Origin of the sequence: Acidaminobacter hydrogenoformans DSM 2784 (assembly GCF_900103005.1) — a bacterium.
Classification (GTDB): Bacteria; Bacillota; Clostridia; order Peptostreptococcales; family Acidaminobacteraceae; genus Acidaminobacter; species Acidaminobacter hydrogenoformans.
Genome location: NZ_FMWL01000012.1, coordinates 1 through 20,946 on the forward strand (window position 1 = coordinate 1; position 20,946 = coordinate 20,946).

The following is a 20,946-nucleotide window of genomic DNA, read 5'->3' on the forward strand; positions in this document are numbered from 1 at the left end:
GAGGATGCGAAACATGGCGAGAACGGTTGGAATGGATGCGTTGGAACAAAAGATTGAAAAGGCCCAATTGGATGTGGTAAAGGCAAAGGCGAAGTACGATGCGGCGCTTGCAACATTAAAAGATTTGATGGACAAACGCGATGGGTTAAAGCGTGATGAACTTATCGCTGCTATTATGAAAAGTGATAAATCCTACGACCAAATCCTTCAATTTATACAACCAACTGATCAAGAAAAAGGATAGGCTGGAAACAACAAAAAACTCCTGCATCGAGACCTGTGCAGGAGTTTTAGTCACATTTTTTCTGGAAGTTGACATTTATCCATTTTCTTTTTGTTGTTCAACTTAAACTGTTTCTACCATAAAATAGGAGGTGAGAATAATGTGGATGGAAATAATTGGAAATTTGTTGTCGCTTGATACTATAATTGGTATGTTTGTTGGCGTCATTGGTGGCATAGTGATAGGTGCATTACCAGGTTTAAATGCAACAATGGCTGTTTCACTTCTATTACCAATTACATTTGCAATGAAACCATATGCTGGATTCGTTATGCTGATGGCCATTTATACTTCGGCTTTCTATGGTGGATCCATATCAGCGATATTACTTCATACGCCCGGGACACCTGCTTCTGCTGCTACCGCAATGGATGGTTATGAGCTTACATTGCAGGGAAGAGGACTAGAAGCAATAGGTATGGCCACTGTTGCTTCTATGTTCGGTGGTGCGTTAAGCGGAGTCGCGCTGTTAACAATATCACCTCTTTTATCTAAAGTATCTTTACTTTTTAGTGCACCGGAATATTTTTTAATAGCTATATTTGGACTAACAGTCATAGGCGGATTATCAGGAGGTTCGATGATTAAAGGATTCCTGATGGGTGCATTTGGCTTGTTTTTAGGAACAATAGGCATTGATACCATAACGGGTCAATTACGTTTCACCTATGGAAGCGATGCACTCTCAATGGGAATTTCATTAGTACCAGCTATGATTGGCCTTTTCTCAATATCACAAGTTATGATTCAAAGTGAAGACTATAAGAATACAATTAACCGTGTGAAAAAGTCTGATGTTAATGTAAATTTGAAAGGAAAATTTCTTCCTACCTTTAGAGAATTCGTTCATCTGCTACCTAATATGATTCGTTCATCCATTATTGGTATATTTGTAGGTATATTGCCTGGGGCAGGTGGTGATATTGGTGCTTGGTTAAGCTATAGTGAAGCAAAAAAAGCATCAAAAAATTCTGATTTATTTGGGAAGGGTTCATTGGAAGCGATTTGTGCTTCTGAGGCTGGTAACAATGCAGTTACAGGAGGAAGTGTTATTCCGTTGCTTACGCTGGGAATTCCAGGAAGCGCGGTTGCTTCTGTCCTATTAGGAGGTTTCTTAGTACATGGAATGGTTCCTGGAAATCAAATGTTTACAAGAATGGCTAGTGTAACATATACAATAATTGTAGGCTTCATTATCGCAAATATATTAATGGGAATAGTCGGAATTTTGATAGCTAAACATGTAGTTAAAGTTACTAAATTGTCAACTTCTCTGCTATCTCCTCTTATTGTCGTATTATCAACAATCGGAGCTTATGCAATAAATGGTAGTATTTTTGATGTGTATACAATGCTCGTGTTTGGCTTTATTGGTTATTTAATGAGGAAATTTGACTTACCATCAGCTCCAGCAATACTTGGATTATTACTTGGTCCAATTGCTGAAAATGGTTTTATGAATTCAATTGCAATGGCTAAAGGGAATGTATTAATGTACTATTTAAGTAGACCAGTAAGCTTAATACTTATCGCTATGACGGTATTTGCAATAATTTGGCCGTGGGTTAGCTTATTAATAAAAGGCAAAAAAATGCTTCCAGAATTAATCGAAAATTAACTTGAAAGCTCACTCAAACACTAATAACTAGATGAAACCCAAAATATGCTTAAAAAGCTCAGAATGATTCCAGTTTACCACCAGAATCCATTTTGAGCTTTTTAATGCTTTCAATTAGTAAGCGTCAATCATAGAACACATATTTTGAGAAAATAGATTTTGATGTTATCAATCTTGAAAGGGGTTGGTTACTATCAGCAGAAATGAGAATCAACAGATTTGGAAAAACGAGTCTCTGAACAGGGTTTCAGCGTCCTAACACAGCAATGTTGTGAAGAGAACAATGTTAATCTCCTTGAAGTTTGCCACGATAGAATTTCAATTAGTCATCCCCTGTATAAGCCACTAGCCAGTCATCTTGACAAAACTAGTGGCTCTTTTATTTACCCCTCAACCTCCGTCCCATCCTTAAAACAAAACCTCAATTCTCCATCCTGCTTAACTACCACCTTCTCAAGTATCAAAGTCCAGAGCCTCTCATCAAACTCATCAAGTACCCCATCACAGCCCTCAAGATCCCGAATAAACCCTTTTAGCGTATGGCTCCGGCTCTGCCTCTCACTTTTCTGTTCTTCTAATTCCCTAACCCTTTCGCTAGCCTTCACATGCCGCGCAACGTAAGCCTCATGCTGCTTTTCCCACTCGTCTTGACTCATGGCTTTATGAGCATTTTCGTAAATCGCTTTATTCGATTCTTCAACGACGACTGCAATCTCGTCATGCAGTTTATCGATTTCCTCGTCGATCTTACTGTTGTCGGCAAGATGTTCAATCGCGATTTCACAGTTCCTGATGAGTTCTTCCTTAACGCCGAAGAGGGTGTTAAAGGCTTTCACAAATTTTTCTTTAACTTCATCTTCTGTCACATATGGGGTAGAGCACCTTTCTACCCCTTTATACTTATCATTACACTGCCAGATGACCTTACGGTGCGTGGTATTCGAGGCCCAGACCTTAGGGCCATAGTAACCACCACACTCAGAGCAGACAAGCTTAGCAGAAAGTGGGTTTTGACAGCCGTTTGGCCTGCCAAGCTTCTTGCGTCTTTGGAGCTCAACCTGCACTGCTTCAAACTCATCCGGTGAGATGATGGCAGGGTGGCTGTTCTGGACGTAGTACTGGGGGACTTCGCCTTCGTTGATTTTGATTTTTTTGGTAAGAAAGTCCACCGTTATTTTTTTCTGGAAACATCCACAACAATTGATAAAATGCACCCTCCCATCCTAATGTTCAACGATTTGAAGGAAGGGGAGGGTGCAATTTTGATTTGAGGGGTGCAAAATGGGAATTGCGCCCAGTTGGGCTTTTTTTTGATTTTTATGGTCGAAATTCTGGCTTTAGTCGACTGTTCGTGTCCTAACTAATTACATTATTCTATATTATGCTCAAAATCTGGACGATTATAGGCTTAAGTTCCATATAACTTGACTTATTACCTTACCTGAGCGATTACTACGTGTAGCGGTATGGTAATTTTTTATGCTTACAAGGAGGTGAAATGTCGTGAAGAAACCTGTTGTCACAGAGATTACTAAAAAGAAAATGCCATTGCCGCTTCCGAGCCTGACTAGGGTTTGTGCATATGTACGAGTTTCAACACCGAGTGAAGAACAGTTAGATTCTTTGCGCAATCAGACAGAGTATTACCATCGAAGGTTTGCTAATTCACAATTCTATTCATTTGTAGGCGTTTACTCTGACGCTGGCATTTCAGGCGGTAATGTCAATCGCCCAGGTTTTCAAGAAATGCTCACAAAGGCGAGAACAGGAGAGATCGATCTCATCTTCACGAAATCCATATCGCGGTTTGCGCGAAATACACTGGTGCTGCTTGAGGCCGTTCGTGAGCTTAAAGACATTGGCGTTGGTGTAATTTTCGAAGAACAAAACATCAACACTCTCAGTTCAGAAGGGGAGATGATGCTAACTATCATTGGCGCATTTGCTGAAGAAGAGCTCAAATCGACAATTCAGAACAATAAATTGTCATGGAGAAATAGATTTAAGCGCGGAAATGTAAAAATAAGTGCAAATCGACTCGTAGGGTATCGCAATAATGATAAAGGTCAGCTCGAAATTGATGAACATCAAGCATGGATAATCCGTGAAGTGTATGAAAGATATTTATGTGGTAAATCAATTAACGACATTGTGAGAGAATTTCGCGAAGAAGGGATTCCTACCTTTAGTAAAAACATTTGGGGGAAAGACAAAATTAAAAGAATACTATCCAATGAAAAGTATTGTGGTGATCTTTTAATGCAAAAGTCATTCATTAATGAGAATGGAAAGGAAGTAAAGAATAAAGGACAACTCCCCAAGTACTTTGTGAAGGACCATCATCCAGCAATCATATCCAGGGAGGACTGGGAAAAGGTTCAGGAGATGAGAAAAGCGCGAAGCAACCGGTATCCATTCTCAAAACTCCTCAAATGCCCGCATTGTGGGTTTTCTCTCTACCATACGACAAATCACAGGGGATTAGTTTACTGGAGCTGTGGCAGGTTTCGAGATTATACAAAATCCGCTTGCATTGGTATTAATGTACCAGAGAAAAAAATACTTGAGATTCACAAGGTAACGCCAATTACAGAACCCATGGTTATTATGGAGGTGAAATCACAAGATGGTTCAAAAGGTAAGTCCAAAAAAAATTACTGTCTTATACCCGTTAACGAATATAGAAAGGAAGAAGGAGAGCGTCAAGAAACGCGTAGCTGCATATTGTAGAGTTTCGTCACATAGTGACGAACAACTAGATAGCTACTTCGCTCAGATATCTTATTACGAGTCTATGATAAAAAGCAATTCGGCATACGACTTTGCAGGGATTTATGCCGATGAGGGGATTTCCGGCACGAGTATCAAGAATAGAGATTCTTTTATGCGGATGCTCCAGGATGCAAGAGATGGTCAAATTGACATGATCATTACCAAAAACATTTCGAGGTTTGGAAGAAATACAATAGACTGTTTAAAGTGTATAAGGGAGCTAAGAAGTCTCAATGTGGATGTCTATTTCGAGAAAGAGAATCTGCATTCTTTAGCAAAAGAAGGCGAACTGCTCCTTTCGCTTCTGGCAGCACTCGCGCAGCAGGAAATCATTTCTCACTCGGAGAACGTCAAATGGGGTAAACGTAGAAAGTTTGAAAAGGGAGATATCGGATCAATTGCATGGGACAATATAACTGGGTACTCAAAGAACAAATCAGGAGAGGTTATCATTGTTGAAGACCAAGCAGTAATTATACGAAGAATCTATAAAGAATTTCTTGCAGGAAATGGCACCAATAGAATTGCTGATAAGCTTAATGAAGAAAAAATACCGCTGATACGAGGTAAAAAATGGATGACGTCACATATTCAAGTGCTGCTGACTCATGAGAAGTATTCAGGTGATACTTTATTTCAGCGCCAAATAACACCTGATCCTATGAATAAAAGGCAAGTGAAGAATCAGGGCCAGGTACCTCAATATTATTGTAAAGACAGTCATCCTGCTATTGTCGATAAAGAAATTTGGGATTGTGTACAATTAGAAATTGAGTTGCGCAAAAGATATTGTGAAGAGCATTCTGTGAACCGATATCAAAGTTTCAAATACAAAGATACACTACCACTTACAGGGAAAATAATATGTGGACATTGCAATCATTCATTTGTTATCAAGGTTTCAAATCGATTGATAGATAAAGGAACAGCTTATTATGAGTGTTCAATGAATAGAACCGGATATCGTCAGCCGAAGAAAGCAGGGTGCGACTGTATTAATCAAACTAGACTAAACCGTGATGATCCAAAGCAAATCTTCATAGATGCCTGGAACCATCTCGTAGAAAATAAAGAGCTGTATGAGGCCGAATGGCTAGGGGTTATTGAACGGAGTGATATTTTAAAGGCTTATCGAGCCAAAGAGCTTATGAGGCTGGTAGGGGAGATAGGGATTATTGACATGATGTCCTACGAATTAATGATTCAAACTTTAAGTCATATTGAGATTGAGACAGATGGTAGACTGAGGGTGGTTTTCCTCTGTGGAACCAAAATCTGCTCCTGATTCTGGCTGATTTATTATATTTTGCCATAGTGTGACATCAAAATTCTAATGCACAAGCTATTATTTAGATTCCAACAATTATTGATTCTCTTATTTATTGGATAAGTTACACGATCATTATTCGCGTTTTATAATACTTTAAATCTGCCATCTGCTGAGATATAAACGCAGTCAGCTTGACAAGGCGTTAATAAACGATGCCATATTTTTTTATTCTATATTGCAAACTCTGTCTTTTAATGCCTAAAGAACATGACGTTTTAGTAATATTGAAGCCGTGAAGCTCCAGTGCTTTTCGTGTTATGTAGCTTTCATATTCATCCAATAAAACTTGCAATGGTGTGTGAAGTAGTACAGAGTCACTTAATGTAAAAGTAACATGATCACTTTCTTCGTTTGTATAAACCGGAAAATTATTAAATGCTTCTCTAAAATTTTGTGGCAAATGATTTATCTCAATTGTTTTTTCGTCAACTACATTTAACACATAATCAAGTATGTGGAAAAGTTCTCGAATGTTACCAGGCCATTTGTAATGTTTGAACATGTTTAGTACATCAGGTGAAATTTCTTTGATAGGTTTGGCATAGTGTGTTGATTGCTGGTTGATATAATATCGTACTAACTCTTCGACGTCTTCGCTGTGTTCTCGTAACGGAGGTAAATTGATAACGACTGTTGACAAACGATAAAATAAATCCTTTCGTAATGTACTTGTGTTAAGTAATCTAAAAGGGTCCTGATTACAGGAGGAAATGATTCGTACATTAGTTGATTGGTCAGTATTACTACCCAATTTTCTAAAAGTCCCTTCTTGTATTACACGTAAAATTTTTGACTGCATTCCGATGCTCATTGAATTAAGTTCATCCAAGAACAACGTACCGCCATTTGCTTGCTCAAAGTATCCGATTTGCTCAGTACCGTCAGTATATGCCCCTTTTTTTGCTCCGAAGAGCAGACTTTCAATTAAGGTTTCCGGAATAGCAGCGCAATTAATGGCTAATAGTTTGTTGTGATTTCGATTACTAGCATTGTGTATACTTTGAGCAAATATTTCTTTTCCGGTTCCTGTTTCTCCAACAAGCATGATATTACAATCTTGTTGTGCCACTTTTTTTGCTAACTCAACAGCATCAGTAATTTTTTTGCCCTTCCCGATAATACTCATGAATGATTGAGTGTTTTTTTTCGTTTGTGAAGAATTTTCAATGGTGTTTCTCGGTGCGGATCGCATAAGAGTTAGGGCTTCTTCAAGCTTTTTAATTGAAGCAATTATATGTTGATAATCATATTCAATAGTGACTGAACCAATTAATTCATTTTGATGAAACACTGGATAAGCAGTATTAATTGTCGTAATGTTTATACCAGATTTTGTTTTAAAGTTATAAAAGCGATTAATAACCGGTGCAGCATTTTTCAAACAAGTCATAACAGTGCTCAATTCAGGTGAATAATCATAAAGATCAAGAAGATGCAAACCTTCAGTCTGGAGATCTTCGGGTATTTCGGAAATTTTTCTGCTTTCAATATTGAAATAAACTGAACATGCATTTTTATCGTAAATTTGCACTCCGTAGTTAATACGATCAAGAGCGCCTTTTAAAAGGGATAAATGATCATTATCTTGCTTCAATAAGAGATTAATACTATCACGAGAAGTTTTTATCTTTTGAAATTTAAAACGTTCGCTTTTCCAATATAAATATGTTGTGTCCTTTTGTAAACGAAATTCAAAAATATCATGTAGTGAATGGTTAATATATTCCATCCAGTAAGATGAATAGAGTTTTTCAAGGTATTTGTTTTCCCATTGAAAATCTAAAATTTTTTCATTCTCATTCATAATTATATTTAGATCAAATAGCAACTTGAACACCACCCGTTTGATTTAACAATCATTTTGATTCTAACATAGTAATATATATTAATCAAAAATAATGCAAAATGATTTTGCAATGCGCATAATCATTTTGCGGTAAAAGCATTTGTTGTCTCTGGAACAACAGAATTAATATGATCCAAAATTGAGAAAATTCTAATTTATAACAAATATAAGGTTAGTAAGAAGTTTGGCACGAAGATTGCTTATATAATTTACGTGTCCGGACTTCAAAAATTTTCATATACTTAAGTGATCCTGACGAGGGTCAAAAATTTACAAGTTTTAAAGTTATCTTAAGCTATTGATCAATGTCAAAGAACATTAAAAATTTGTTAAGTTGAAGTTACTAAAACAGAAGATAATCAAAATGAGTGGAGGTATGAAAAAATGTTCAAATTCACTGAAAAATATCGAATAGGAGTAATCGCCGCCCCCGTAATCCTATTTACTACTCTTATAATAATTGGACTATTTAATCAAGAATTATTTATTAGTACTTTGTGGGGAATATTTGCATACGTAATGAATAACTTTGGATTCACATTAAACATAGGTTGTTTAATTTTTGTATTGTTTCTACTTGGAATTTGTTTTCATCCAGTAAGTAAGATCAGATTTGGGGGCAAAGAAGCTAAACCTGAGTTAACTAGATGGAATTATTGGGCGATAGCATTATGTGCAGGAATTGGAACTGGCATTATGTTTTATGGGGCCGTCGAACCACTTATGCATACATATTCAGTTCCTCAAGGTATAGTCGCTGTTCCGGGATCAGATGAGGCAATAATGTTTGCAATAACAAGATCATTTTATCATTGGTCTATTACACCTTATGCAATTTATGCCATAGCAGGATTGGCAATTAGTTATGCAGTTTACAATATGAATAAACCGTTTAAAGTTAGTTCAGGACTTTATCCGTTACTTGGAGAAAGAGCAATGTCTCCACTTGTAGCAGGTACAGTCGACGCACTTACATTGATAGCAATTGTAGGTGGTGTTTCAGGCGCGCTGGGAGCAGGTATCATGCAGATAGGCAAAGGTCTACAGTATACTATTGGGCTTCAACCTAGTTACACTGTTTGGGCAGTTATAGCGATTGTAATAATTGTAAGTTATACCATATCAAGTGCATCGGGTTTGAATAAAGGAATCAAATGGCTGAGTGATAAGAATGCGTGGATATTTATTGGACTTTTATTAATAGTAATTGCTTTTGGACCCACAAAGTATATTTCGGACCTAACATTGCAAGGATTTGGGAAGTTTGTCGATGAATTTATTAGTATTTCGACATTTACATCACCTAGGAATACTGATATGTGGCCTCAATGGTGGGATATGTATTTTCTTGCAGATTGGTTAGCGTTCGGACCTATTGTGGGATTGTTTTTAGCTAGAATTAGCTATGGTAGAACGATTAGAGAATTCATTTTGATAAACCTCATCCTACCTGCTGGATTTGGGATCATATGGTTTGGCGCGTTCGGTGGATTCGTCTTAGATCTTCAGTTAACAGGTGTGTTTGATGCATACACCTTCCTAAACACAGAAGGAATGGAAAGTATCATGTTAAAAATATTTGAATTTCTTCCTATGGCAGCATTGTTACGACCAATAATAATTTTAACAATAGCATTATCATTTGTTACATTAGCTGACTCAATGACATCTTCTGTTGCATTAATGTCTTTAAAAGATGGTACCGGAGTCAAAGAAGCACCCTTATCGATCAAAGTTTTTTGGGGTGTATTTATTGGATTGACAGCATATATTTTTATACTTAATGGCGGTATTGACGGAACAAAGGTCGTTATGGCTTTATCAGGATTCCCAATACTAATTATTGAATTTTTGATGATGACTGGTATAATTTATAAATTAATTTATAAGTCTGATTATGATAAGTCAGAATTTGAAAAAGAAAACGTGCTTTCGTGTAATGAAGTGGAAAAAGTGGGATGAATATCTTTGGAATATTTAAAACATACAATGAGCACTACTAAAAAAACATACATTAGGAGGAAATTGTGAGAGAGTTAGAAAGCGAAGTAGAAACATTGATTTTAGACGGAAAAATTAATATTGAAGCTTTTCTTGATGTTTGCAGGAGGAATAAGAAAGTTGAATTTTCAAATAATTATTGTGAGCGCGTAAATAAAGCCAGTAGTCTAGTCGAAAAATGGACCGAGGAAGAACGTGTAATTTATGGAACCACTACAGGATTTGGGATTCTTTGCAAAGAGGCAATATCAAAAGAAAATGCTTCAGAACTTTCTAAAAGAGTTGTTTTAAGTTGTGCTACATCGGTTGGTGATCCCTTAACTATTGAACAAGTTAGAGGAATTATGCTTATGGTTTTGCTGAATGTTGGTACAGGATATACAGGAGCAAGATTAAGTACAATTGATATGTATCGTAAGTTTTTGAATATTCATCTAACACCTTATGTTCCAAAAGAAGGTTCAGTAGGCTATTTAACTGTAGAAGCTCATCTAGCTCTAAATTTAATTGGAGAAGGTAAAACTTATTACAAGGGTAAATTAATGAGTGCAAAGAGAGCATTAAAACTGGCAGGGTTAAAACCTATAAAACTTTCCGCTAAAGAAGGATTGGTTTTAACATCATCAACAACTGCTGTTACAGCATTAGGCCTGATTGCGTTGTACGACATGATTAATTCAGCCAAAGCAGCTATTGTAATTAGTTCAATGTCTCTTGAAGTATTAAAAGGAACAACAAGAGCATTCGATGAGAGATTAATGAGTGTTCGTCCCCATGAAGAGCAAGAAAAAGTAGCTAAAAATATAAGAAAGATTCTTGAGGATTCGCAAATATGTAGGAAGTATGTTGATTACAGAATTCAAGATGCTCTTTCTTTGAGAAGCATTTCACAGCTTCATGGATCAGTGATAAAAACTTTAAAAGATGCACATAGAACTTTAAATGTAGAAATGAATTCATGCTGTGATAACCCAATAATTTGGCCTGAGGGAGACGATGGAGAATCTATTTCAGGGTGTAATTGTGATTCATCCTATGTTGGACTTGAACTGGATTCGGCAAGTATAGGGGCGACCATGATTGCAAAAATGTCAGAAAGAAGAAGTTACAGATTGCTTGATAGTAATCTTTCTGAATTTCCATGGTTTTTAATAAAAAATCCAGGACTTAATTGTGGAATGATGATGACACAATATACACAAGCTGGTTTGTTGAATGATATGAAAATGATGTGTCAGCCATCCTGTATTGATAATATTCCAACATGTGGCGGTCAAGAAGACTATGTTGCGATGGGATATAATTCATCAAAAAAAGCTTTAAAAATTTCTGAATTTCTTGATTATATATTAGCTATTGAATTACTATCAGTTTATCAAGCACATCAATTTATGGATATTGAGGTAGAACCTGGAACTGTGTCAAAGACAATCTTATTAGAGCTTGGAAAAGTGGTTCCGATAATTGATGAAGATACATTCTTAAATCCATACATTGAAGAAATTAAAAAGATTATCAACTCTGGTAAGCTAGTTGAAATTGTTGAAAGTGTTGTTGGAACATTAGAATTTTAGTTGCTAAGTGTTTATTCTTGATTTTTTAAAAGGGCTTGCTGAATGAAGTTGTAACTATTTGAAAAACTAACTTTGAGGCAAGTTTTGATTAATAAATACTGACTTTAGGACTTAGAACACGGTTTTTCCATTATGAAACCTCCATCAATTGTGACCTTTCAATCTGATGGAGGTTTTTTTTGAAATAGATATTTTCTATACGTCCTCTAATGATCAGTTATTTATATCTCGTTATCTGCATGTCAGAAAACACCAATTGTATTTAAATCCATTTGAGGTATAATTTTCAGATAAATTCTTGGATCAAACCCCGTCCATTCAATCATTTTAAGGATTCTTGGATTAATGTTGGCTGGAAAATATCAGCCCTGTGGTGTGATCATGACAAGGACATCTTCGAGGATCTCAAAGATACGTTTTATCGACGGTCTGGTATTTTTCTTGTTTCCGGGATCGAGCACATATTCGTTTTTCTCTTCCAAGGCCTTTCTCACGCGAAACTGTAAATAGCAGGCGATCATCAGCACTAAAATGAAGACATAGCCCATTGCCTCAACCCGTTCTCTTCGGTTGAGAAGAGTCTGTCCCAGATAAACGGGACTTTTAAGAAATCTAAAGGCTTCCTCTACACTGTTCTGATGTTTGTATTCCCTTAGAACTTCAACATTCGAAAGCACCTTTTCATCAAGCACGGATGTAATCAGAACAAACGTTGAATCTTCTTTTAGCTTCTGCTGGTACAAGGCTTCGTCAGGCCCTAAAATCTCAATGACGGCATGGTAGGTCACTTCCACCGAGCCCTCGTCGGTTTGCTCTGGACGGCCTCGTTTTGAATAGGACTTGAACTTACGCGTTTCAACATGACCACCACACTTAAAGCCCTTATTTTCAACCTCGCGCTTGAGTGCCTGAAGGGCACCAAGTGCATCTGGTTCGCAGGCAAACGGTTCTTTCTCAAGCTTTGCAGTTTTCTTGGTCATCGAAGTTAGAGCTTTTTCAATACTGCGCTTTTGTGTATTCTCTTTTCGTGTTTCAAGAGCACTTGAGTGAACGACAATAAATCGATAGGTGTAACCATCGAACTCCCTGACAAACCCGGCAACCTGATAGTCTGCTGAAGTTTCTTTGGCAGCCATTTTAACGGCACTCAAAAAGCTATTTTTCTCAAAAGCTTCTCTTTTGAGCTCTTCAGCAATTCCGAAAGTTTCAGGCAATCTCGAAATAAATTTGAGACCTGCAAGTTGTTTTAAGCTTTCATAAGAGGCGACTGTAGCGCTATCTCCAATAAATGTTACCTCGCGATAGCCTTTCCCCTAAAAAAACTACTCATTAACTTGATGGCGCTTGGATTCCATTGGTTGTCAGAATGATTGCCGGCTATGATGTCGCCCATAACCACCAGTCCGTTTTGTTGATCGGCACAGCCAATCTTATATTGTTTTAAATCTGGCTGTTTGTCTTTGGAATAACCATAGGTGATATGAAAGTTGCCTTCCGCGTCATCTTCATAAACACCTTGAACGGATTTTGAGGTAGTATCGAGGTGAACACTTTCAAGGCTCAGATCATGCATTTTGAGCATCTCCATGGAGATCTTGCTGACGAGATGGCCCATTCTAATGTCGCTAAATTTGTCATGGGCTCGAGCGTACGCATCATCACTTAGCCATTTTTCTTCCAAGCCTAACTCGGGATAAATGAAATCAAGATCATCCTGAGTCCAGAATTCGTGCATCTTCTACAGGGGCTTTCTGCATGACAAGGTACTGATGACCAGCGATTCGATTAAGAACCCTGGCGAAACCTTTGTATTTTCAAGCCTCCAGTTGACTTCAGCGTTGACTGTTTCCATGATTTTTGCCATTCGGCAGAGTTTATATATGATGGGTAAATTGGACATGTTGACCGCTGTAATCTGTTGGTTCAGCAGCATGGGCTCACGCTCCTAAAATGGTTTTACCAACAGAATCAATCGGCACCATCCAGAACCTTTCGTCAAACTCAATTAATCCCCCTTGTTTAAGTCTCAAAATCTCAAATAAATTCTATAAGTGTATAACTTCAACTTTGTCTGTCTCGCCTCAATTTTTCAGTTTGAATAGGGATAGCACGATTTGATGCCTTTGTATGCTTTTCAATTTAAAATTAAGGTAAATATTTCCATTGTAATTGACTCATAGCGTTAGTGCGTTTTTTGAGATTGTATTTCGTCAAGCTTCGACAACTGATGAAATTCTTGATGAAGATCATCTGTATCGGTATCTATTTTAGTGCAATCATTAAGTTGTTCAAATGCTATCTAACAGTTCTGTATGATCACTTCTCTAACTCCAAAAAAGGCTTAAATGCAATTACAAATTTTTCATTACCTTCATCCTCCGACACCTGTAGTGTAGAGCATCAGCTTTATCCTGTTTACCTATCATTACATTACCAGACGAATTTTCGGTAGTTGGTTTGTAACTATAGGAGTTAGAGCAAAATTGACACTTCACTCATCGCATATGAAATTTGCAACAAATGGACTTTGGGAATGTAAATTATAGCAATTATAGAAAATCCAAACTTACCTATTTATTAAGTTCATTTAACAAGTTCTTTAATATTGAAAATTAATGAGTTAGATGTGTGTATGATTTTTGTACATGGTGTAGAAAATTTTACGGATATTTTCATATTGTTTGGATAGCAAGGTGTAATAAAATTATACATTACACCGCTTTTCATTTTTAACTGCATTTTTACTATAGAATAATATAAAATACTTCATCAGTAATTTCAACACTTTCAAGAATATTAGCTAATTAAGTTCAAAGTTGGCACCTCTCTTGCTTATATAGTTAGGTAGGCAATACAAGCATCTTAAAATATATATGATTAAACAAAGGAGGAACTTTCAATGGCAAATACAGAAATTCTTTTTTCGGTAAAGGCACAGCGCGGGGATACGCTTCGTTGCAAAGGCTGGAAGCAGGAAACTATACTCAGAATGCTTGAAAACAATATGGAGAACGCTGAAATTCCTGAGCTTCTCGTCATTTACGGCGGAAACGGCAAGTGCGCGAGAAACTGGGAGTCCTATCATGCGATCGTCCAGTCTCTCAAAGAGTTGGAGGACAATGAAACTTTAGTCGTTCAGTCCGGAATGCCGGTTGCGATCTTTAAAACGCACAAGCTTGCGCCGCGCGTCGTTATGGCGACCACCAATATCATGAAAGCCACTTGGGAAACTTTTTACGACCTTCAGGACAAAAACCTCACCATGTTTGCTAACTATACGGCGGCTCCTTGGGAATACATCGGGACACAAGGGGTTATTCAGGGGACCTTTGAGACCTTGTCCGCCATTGCAATTAAGCGATTCGACAATGATCTCGTCGGAAGGATTTATCTAACAGCCGGCGCGGGCGGCATGGGCGGAAACCAAAGCTGGGCCATGAAGATGCACGGCGGCGTCGCGATCATAGTCGACGCAGACGAGCGCGTCATTCAGCGAAGAATAGACAAGAACTACATGGATATAATGGTGCATTCCTTTGATGAGGCGAGAAAAATCGCGGAAGAGCATGCCGCGGCTAAGAAGCCGTTATCGATTGGTGTCGTGGGCAATGCGGCGGAGATCTTCTGGGAGGCCTATGAAAAGGGCTTCCAGCCGGACATTGTCAGCGAAATGTGCCCGTGCCATGATCCAATTTCCTATATCCCGTCCGGTTATACGGGTGAGCAAGCAGACGAGTATCGTGCCCGCGACAGAAAAGCTTACCTCGCGGATGCTCGGGCGTCCATGCAAAAGCAGCTGCGCGCTATGATCGCGTTCTCCAAGAAGGGCGTCGAAGTTTTCGAGTATGGCACCAGCATCCGCAAGGAGTGTATGGATGCAGGCATGTCGTCTGAGGAAGCGAAGCAGATTCCGGGCTTTGTCTCTGAATACATTCGCCCGCTCTTCTGCGAAGGCCGCGGTCCGTTTCGATGGATCTGCACCTCCGGTGAAGCCTCCGACCTCGCCCGCCTCGACGACCTTGCCCTTGAAATTTGCGCCGGCGATCCTCTCGTAGAGCGCTGGATCAAGCTGGCCAGAAAGAACTTGCCTATTGAAGCGCTCCCTGCAAGAATCTGCTACATGGGCTTCGGTCAGCGTAAACGCTTTGGACTTGCAGTCAACGACCTCATCAAGAAAGACGAAGTCAAGGGTCCTGTGGCGTTCTCCAGAGATAACCTCGATTCAGGATCCATTGTAAACCCTACCTTTGAGTCAGAAAATATGCTGGACGGCGGTGATCTGATCTCCGATTGGCCTTACCTAAACGGCCTCCTCAACTGCGCGGCGGGCTGCGACCTCATCGCCATCCAGGCGAACTACTCCATGGGTGAAGCGGTTCACACCGGCGTCACCATGATTGCAGATGGCACGGAAGAGGCAGACCTCCGTCTTGAGGCTTCCTTAACAGTCGACTCAGGAATAGGTGTCATTCGTCACGCTCAGGCGGGTTATCAGACTGCTAAGGACGTTTGCAGTGGCAGAGGCAAGTTGACCACGGACAGCATTAAAGTGCCACTCTGGTGGGAACCAGCGGACAAAGTTACATTTGGTCCGTCTGGGATGCCGCCGAGATAGTCTGAATAAAGCAACTTAAACAATGATATGCTGATCTCGTTGGTTCATTAATCATGACCGACGATGTGCATGCATCGTCGGTCTATTTATTGAAATGCAATGATACATGTAGCCATAAATAAATATATATAACAAAAAATGACATAATTTAAGATGGTTAGAAATGAGCAATCAAATTGAAACATGTAGATAAGCAAGTCAGATTTTTGAAAATTGCTACTCAAATAATGACCTGCGCAGGTAGCAGCCTAAGCTTCCTTGATGTGCTAACAAATGGTTTGAACGTCATCGTAAATGATCAGTTCGCAGGTGTGGGTAGGGGTAGCGATTGCCAGGAGGCATTTGAATTTATCAGCGGGTAGGACTGCTAATATGTGGTTAAACGATCTGTCTGGAAAAGTCCTAGCACATGGCTTTGTCAACTGCTAAATATATTAGGCTCCTGGTGTTTAACGTATTGATAAGTAAGTCACCAACCTCCGTTGAGATATAGTATCATTGGCATGTCTTAGAATTCTATTAGGCCTTGAAAGTCTGTGGACATAGTCATGCGAGTCTTTGAAGCTATCCTTGTGGAAATTGCTGGACTGCATCTGAAGCGTCTTCTTGGGTTTGGTGTCACATCAGCAAAAATCAAAATCTTTTTTGGTTTCTCAAATGAATATGATCTCAAGCAGCTCAGGGTCATCAGAAAACAAAGTGGGATTCAACTAGTCGTTTCCACGCGGCGTTTCAAGCAACTTATTGATGGCAATTGGATACGACTAAAACGGTTAACGAGGAGATTTTACATTGAGATAGGTCGATCCGGCCTCCAGCAGCTTGCGACGTCTGGTGTGAAGAGGCTTATTATACAATTTCGGAATCAGTATAATCTTTAGAAGCGAAATGGATCACAGTATGAAATCTAAATCTACACTTATGCTTACTCCCTCTTTGGCGGCTCTAAGCTGACTGTTAATATGACATGTATTCTGTAGTACTCATGAATCACACCACCTTCGATATCATCGATATTGTGCAGTAATTAGTTATCCTATGTGTGTTGCATCATTGAATGGACTTCATCGTTCAACATACTATGCTCATGGATCAAGGTCAGATGATGAAGACAGGATACTTGCGATGGAGATCATCACATTCAGGCAAATATATTGAGTCTACAGATTGGAGATTTGTACTCGATTGTTGCTGTCATGGCATGACGCCGGAGGAAGGGATTTTGGCCGTAACTATAGGCTGAGCTATCGCACTTGGGCTCAAAAAAGGAGGACTTTGTAGCATTGAAGTGGGCTAACGCGCTAGACTTTCAAATCTGGAGATTGTGTCGTTACAAAGATAATATCTACCGTCAGGGTGACAATTTTATTGAGAAGTTGATCAAAAACGGTCAATCGATGGTTAGTCGAATGAAAACAGAAAGGTGAGACAACACTGAATCAGAACGAAATACATAAATATTGAGCTCTGGAGTTAATCCTTGATGCGATATACGTCACTGTTGGCAGCGGTTCTGTATACCCTATTTAAGTAGCCGTAGCAATAGGACTTACTGGTATAGTGGCCAGACTTTAGAAGCAAAAGGACTTCGAGTTCAGCTCAGAGGAAAACTTGGAAGTGGCCGAGCGCTGTGCCCGTCATACAGAGGTCTTTGGAAAATATGGGAGCGTTCGCCATGATCAAAGAGGCATATGGGGTGCCAATAGGCTCTGTTGGGGAAAAGAAGGTCCACGCTAAATAAATCAATGATGTGGCGGTTCAGGTGGCACTGACACACTATGAAATCGCTTTCAGGTTCTGCCGCTTTTCATAGACACTGAACGTATAAAGCGGCAAGAGTTAAATTATCCAGTTGAACTGCAAATCATTAGAATAGTATAGGAGGTCATATCCCGTGAAAGTACTTTTAGCAGAAGTTAATGTAAGTGAAGGAAGAAACCTCGCTCTTATTAGAGAAATGAAGTCTGCATTGATGGAGGGGGCAGTGCTTCGAATTATGGAAATTAATTCAGACAAAGATCACAACCGGACTGTCTTTACGTTCAGTGGTGAGCCTGAAGAAGTACTTGAGGGAACCAAACGTCTGGCGAAGAAAGCGATTGAATTGATTGACATGTCAAATCACACTGGCGCGCATCCGAGAATGGGGGCTGTGGACGTGGTGCCATTCATTCCGGCACGAGATATCACCCAGGAAGAGGCTCTGGAAGTCGCGAAGGCGTTTGGCGCGTTTCTGGGCGGATTGGGTGTGCCGGTGTATTACTATGAAGACGCCGCAACAAAGCCAGAGCGCAAAAGCCTGGTGGACATTCGCCGTGGCGAATACGAATCCTTCGCTGTAAAAATGACAAAAGAAGAGTGGCGTCCAGATGAAGGACCATTCGAATTTGTGGCAAAGAGCGGCGCTACAGTTACAGGTGTGAGATTCCCTCTCGTAGCACTTAATATCAACCTCAGAACGGATGATTTGTCGGTAGGCAAACAGATTGTTAAAGCGGTCCGGGCGGTAACTGGCGGCTATCAGAATGTCAGAGCCATCGCGCTGGAAATTCCTGATAAGAAGATGGTTCAGATTTCTATGAACTTGACACAATATCAGAAGACACCAATACACCGCGTCTTTGAAACAATAAAATCCGAGACGGAAAGTAGGGGCATTTTAATCGCGGATACAGAGATAGTAGGACCGGTTCCGGTCATGGCACTGGAAGACCTGATGAAATTCTATCTCAGATGTTACAGTTTCAACATGGAGCAGCTATATTAGATTAATAATTCGGTTGGATGTCAGGAAAGAATATGGCTTAATAAAATGTGGATGGTAATTACGTCAATTTTGAAGATGTCGATTATATCACCTAATTTAGCTGAAGATGTCAAAGGGATAATTTTAAGTATTGTGAATTTGTCGAGTAATTTATCACGCATAGTTAGGCCAATTATGTTCTGAAGAATGTGCAGAACTATGTGGACTTGTACAACCGAGTCACCGGAGTGTCCATCAACAGGTATTAGCTGATTCGGCAATCAGATCGGGTGTATATCCTCCAACGAGTCTTCAACATCTACATGGACAAACCCCTGATGTCATGCCGTACTGGTCTGTGTTGAATGAGTCTGAAGGGAAGATAGTGAAGGTGATGATCACCATTGTCAGGGAGGAGCAGCGGGATTAAAACGAAAAGCTGATTGATGCAGTGTAAAAGTGCCAGGGATAGATGTCTGAAGGCGTGCCAATGATGAAGATCTCATGGAGATTGGCATGGATCTTCCTGAAGTGCTTCAATTTGTCTTGGTTATTATAAATACTATAAACTCAAATGAATCGATCGTATTTTGAATAAATACATAATTGGGGGCTTGGCAAAGGCATCACTCCTAAATCTCCTTTGAGCAACTATTGATTATGATTGAGATCGATGTAATTATTTGCTTAAGATATTTTGTCAATAATTCTATTGTTTGTCAGTAAATCGACCTAATTTAAATCAAGTAGTCATCCCCTTTTAAGCCATTAGTCGGTCAAAATGAAAAGATAAAGGAGGAATGAGCAGTACAATTTATAATCAAGCTGATCTAATGGCTTTTTTTCTTTACCCCTCAACCTCCGTCCCATCCTTAAAACAAAATCTCAACCCCCCATCCTCCTTTACCACCACCTTCTCAAGTATCAAAGTCCATAACCTCTCATCAAACTCATCAAGTACCCTACCACAGCTTTCAATATCCCTAATAAACCCTTTTAGCGTATGGCTCCGGCTCTGCCTCTCACTCTTCATTTCTTCAAGTTCCGTAACCCTCTCAGTCGCCTTCTCATGGCGCACTACATAACCCTCGTGCTGCTTTTTCCACTCGTCTTGACTCATGGCTTTATGAGCATTTTCGTAAACCGCTTTATTTGATTCTTCGACTACGACAGCGATCTCGTCATGCAGTTTATCGATTTCCTCGTCGATCTTCGTATTGTCGGAGAGAACTTCAATCGCAATTTCGCAGTTCCTGATGAGTTCTTCTTTGACTCCGAAGAGGGTGTTAAAGGCCGTTACAAATTTTTCTTTCACTTCATCTTCCGTCACATGCGGGGTAGAGCACCTTTCTACCCCTTTATACTTGTCATTACAACGCCAGATGACCTTACGATGCTTGGTGTTCGAGGCCCAGACCTTTGGGCCGTAGTAGCCACCACATTCAGAGCAGACGAGCTTAGCAGAGAGCGGGTTTTGACATCCGTTTGGCCGGCCTAGCTTCTTTCGCCTCTGGAGTTCAACCTGCACTGCTTCAAACTCATCTGGTGAGATGATGGCAGGATGGCTGTTCTGGACGTAGTACTGTGGTACTTCACCTTCGTTGATTTTGATCTTTTTGGTTAAAAAGTCAATAGTTACCTTTTTCTGTAAAAGGGCATCGCCAGAATACTTCTCATTGGTTAGGATGGACTCAACCGTTCCAACTTGCCATCTTTTCTTGCCAGCAGGGGAGAGGATCTCTTTGGCAGTCAGGTGACGTGCGATGTAGGAACACGTTTTTCCTTCTATAAATAAGCGGTAGATCATCCGCACTACTACCGCCTGGCTTTCTACAATTTTAGGTGTACCGTCTTCGCCTTTTTCATAGCCGAGGAAATGTTTATAAGGCATGCTGACTTTACCATCGGCGAAACGCTTGCGGTGGCCCCATGCCACGTTCTCACTTAAATTTTTTGATTCTTCTTGGAAACACCCACAACAATTGATAAAATGCACCCTCCCATCCTAATGTTCAACGATTTGAAGGAAGTGGAGGGTGCATTTTTGTTTTCAGGGGTGCAAAATGGGAATTGTGCCCAGTTGGGCTTAATTTTGATTTTTATGGCCGAAATTCAGTCTTTAGTCGATGATTCGTGTCCTAACTAATTACATTATTCTATA

At 39.5% G+C, this 20,946-nt stretch carries 14 protein-coding genes; 8 read left to right on the forward strand and 6 right to left on the reverse strand.

Annotation, left to right across the window (positions count from 1 at the left end; all coding sequences use genetic code 11):
- On the forward strand, positions 1–244 hold a 244-nt coding region (locus BLP63_RS10890), incomplete at its 5' end, for a hypothetical protein (RefSeq protein ID WP_242870883.1).
- A gap of 139 nt (positions 245–383) precedes the next feature.
- Entirely contained in the window at positions 384–1,901 is a 1,518-nt protein-coding gene (locus BLP63_RS10895; protein WP_242870884.1) for a tripartite tricarboxylate transporter permease, read from the forward strand.
- A 383-nt stretch (positions 1,902–2,284) separates the two neighbouring features.
- On the opposite strand, the gene BLP63_RS10900 is transcribed toward BLP63_RS10895, so the two are convergent.
- On the reverse strand, positions 2,285–3,115 hold the full coding sequence (locus BLP63_RS10900; protein ID WP_092591469.1) for a recombinase zinc beta ribbon domain-containing protein: 831 nt from the start codon (positions 3,113–3,115) through the stop codon (positions 2,285–2,287).
- A gap of 289 nt (positions 3,116–3,404) precedes the next feature.
- Here BLP63_RS10900 and BLP63_RS10905 point away from each other — a divergent pair, with 289 nt between their 5' ends.
- Complete coding sequence (locus BLP63_RS10905; protein WP_092591471.1) at positions 3,405–4,631, forward strand: recombinase family protein; 1,227 nt, start codon at positions 3,405–3,407, stop codon at positions 4,629–4,631.
- The gene (locus BLP63_RS10910; protein WP_092591473.1) at positions 4,528–5,958 is read left to right on the forward strand and encodes a recombinase family protein; all 1,431 of its coding nucleotides are present in this window, start codon (positions 4,528–4,530) and stop codon (positions 5,956–5,958) included. Before BLP63_RS10905 ends, BLP63_RS10910 begins: the two co-directional genes overlap by 104 nt.
- Before the next feature lie 187 nt (positions 5,959–6,145).
- On the opposite strand, the gene BLP63_RS10915 is transcribed toward BLP63_RS10910, so the two are convergent.
- Positions 6,146–7,831 carry a sigma-54 interaction domain-containing protein gene (locus tag BLP63_RS10915; protein ID WP_242870885.1) on the reverse strand — a complete coding sequence of 562 codons (1,686 nt, stop codon included), beginning with the start codon at positions 7,829–7,831 and terminating at the stop codon, positions 6,146–6,148.
- 402 nt (positions 7,832–8,233) lie between these two features.
- Between BLP63_RS10915 and BLP63_RS10920 the strand changes: the two genes are divergently transcribed.
- Positions 8,234–9,811 (forward strand): BCCT family transporter, encoded by a 1,578-nt coding sequence (locus BLP63_RS10920; protein WP_092591475.1) that lies wholly within the window; start codon positions 8,234–8,236, stop codon positions 9,809–9,811.
- Positions 9,812–9,876: 65 nt separating this feature from the next.
- Complete coding sequence (locus BLP63_RS10925; protein ID WP_170829417.1) at positions 9,877–11,424, forward strand: HAL/PAL/TAL family ammonia-lyase; 1,548 nt, start codon at positions 9,877–9,879, stop codon at positions 11,422–11,424.
- A 362-nt stretch (positions 11,425–11,786) separates the two neighbouring features.
- Here BLP63_RS10925 and BLP63_RS10930 read toward each other — a convergent pair whose 3' ends face one another.
- The 3 genes from BLP63_RS10930 to BLP63_RS10940 are packed head-to-tail and all read right to left on the reverse strand — an operon-like array spanning position 11,787 to position 13,357.
- Positions 11,787–12,710: an IS1634 family transposase gene (locus BLP63_RS10930; RefSeq protein ID WP_139159812.1), complete on the reverse strand. Its 924-nt coding sequence runs from the start codon at positions 12,708–12,710 to the stop codon at positions 11,787–11,789.
- Positions 12,711–12,715: 5 nt separating this feature from the next.
- Complete coding sequence (locus BLP63_RS10935) at positions 12,716–13,159, reverse strand: hypothetical protein (protein WP_092591479.1); 444 nt, start codon at positions 13,157–13,159, stop codon at positions 12,716–12,718.
- Positions 13,160–13,162: 3 nt separating this feature from the next.
- A complete protein-coding gene (locus BLP63_RS10940) occupies positions 13,163–13,357 on the reverse strand; it encodes a hypothetical protein (protein ID WP_092591481.1) in 195 nt (64 codons plus the stop codon).
- Between the two features lie 966 nt (positions 13,358–14,323).
- On the opposite strand from BLP63_RS10940, the gene BLP63_RS10945 reads away from it, so the two are divergent.
- Together BLP63_RS10945 and ftcD are read left to right on the forward strand one after the other, a co-directional pair.
- On the forward strand, positions 14,324–16,039 hold the full coding sequence (locus tag BLP63_RS10945; RefSeq protein ID WP_092591483.1) for a urocanate hydratase: 1,716 nt from the start codon (positions 14,324–14,326) through the stop codon (positions 16,037–16,039).
- Between the two features lie 1,894 nt (positions 16,040–17,933).
- The gene (gene ftcD, locus BLP63_RS10960; protein WP_092591489.1) at positions 17,934–18,806 is read left to right on the forward strand and encodes a glutamate formimidoyltransferase; all 873 of its coding nucleotides are present in this window, start codon (positions 17,934–17,936) and stop codon (positions 18,804–18,806) included.
- A gap of 826 nt (positions 18,807–19,632) precedes the next feature.
- Here the strand turns inward: ftcD and BLP63_RS10970 are convergent.
- On the reverse strand, positions 19,633–20,781 hold the full coding sequence (locus tag BLP63_RS10970) for a recombinase family protein (protein ID WP_242870886.1): 1,149 nt from the start codon (positions 20,779–20,781) through the stop codon (positions 19,633–19,635).
- Between the last annotated feature and the right edge of the window lie 165 nt (positions 20,782–20,946).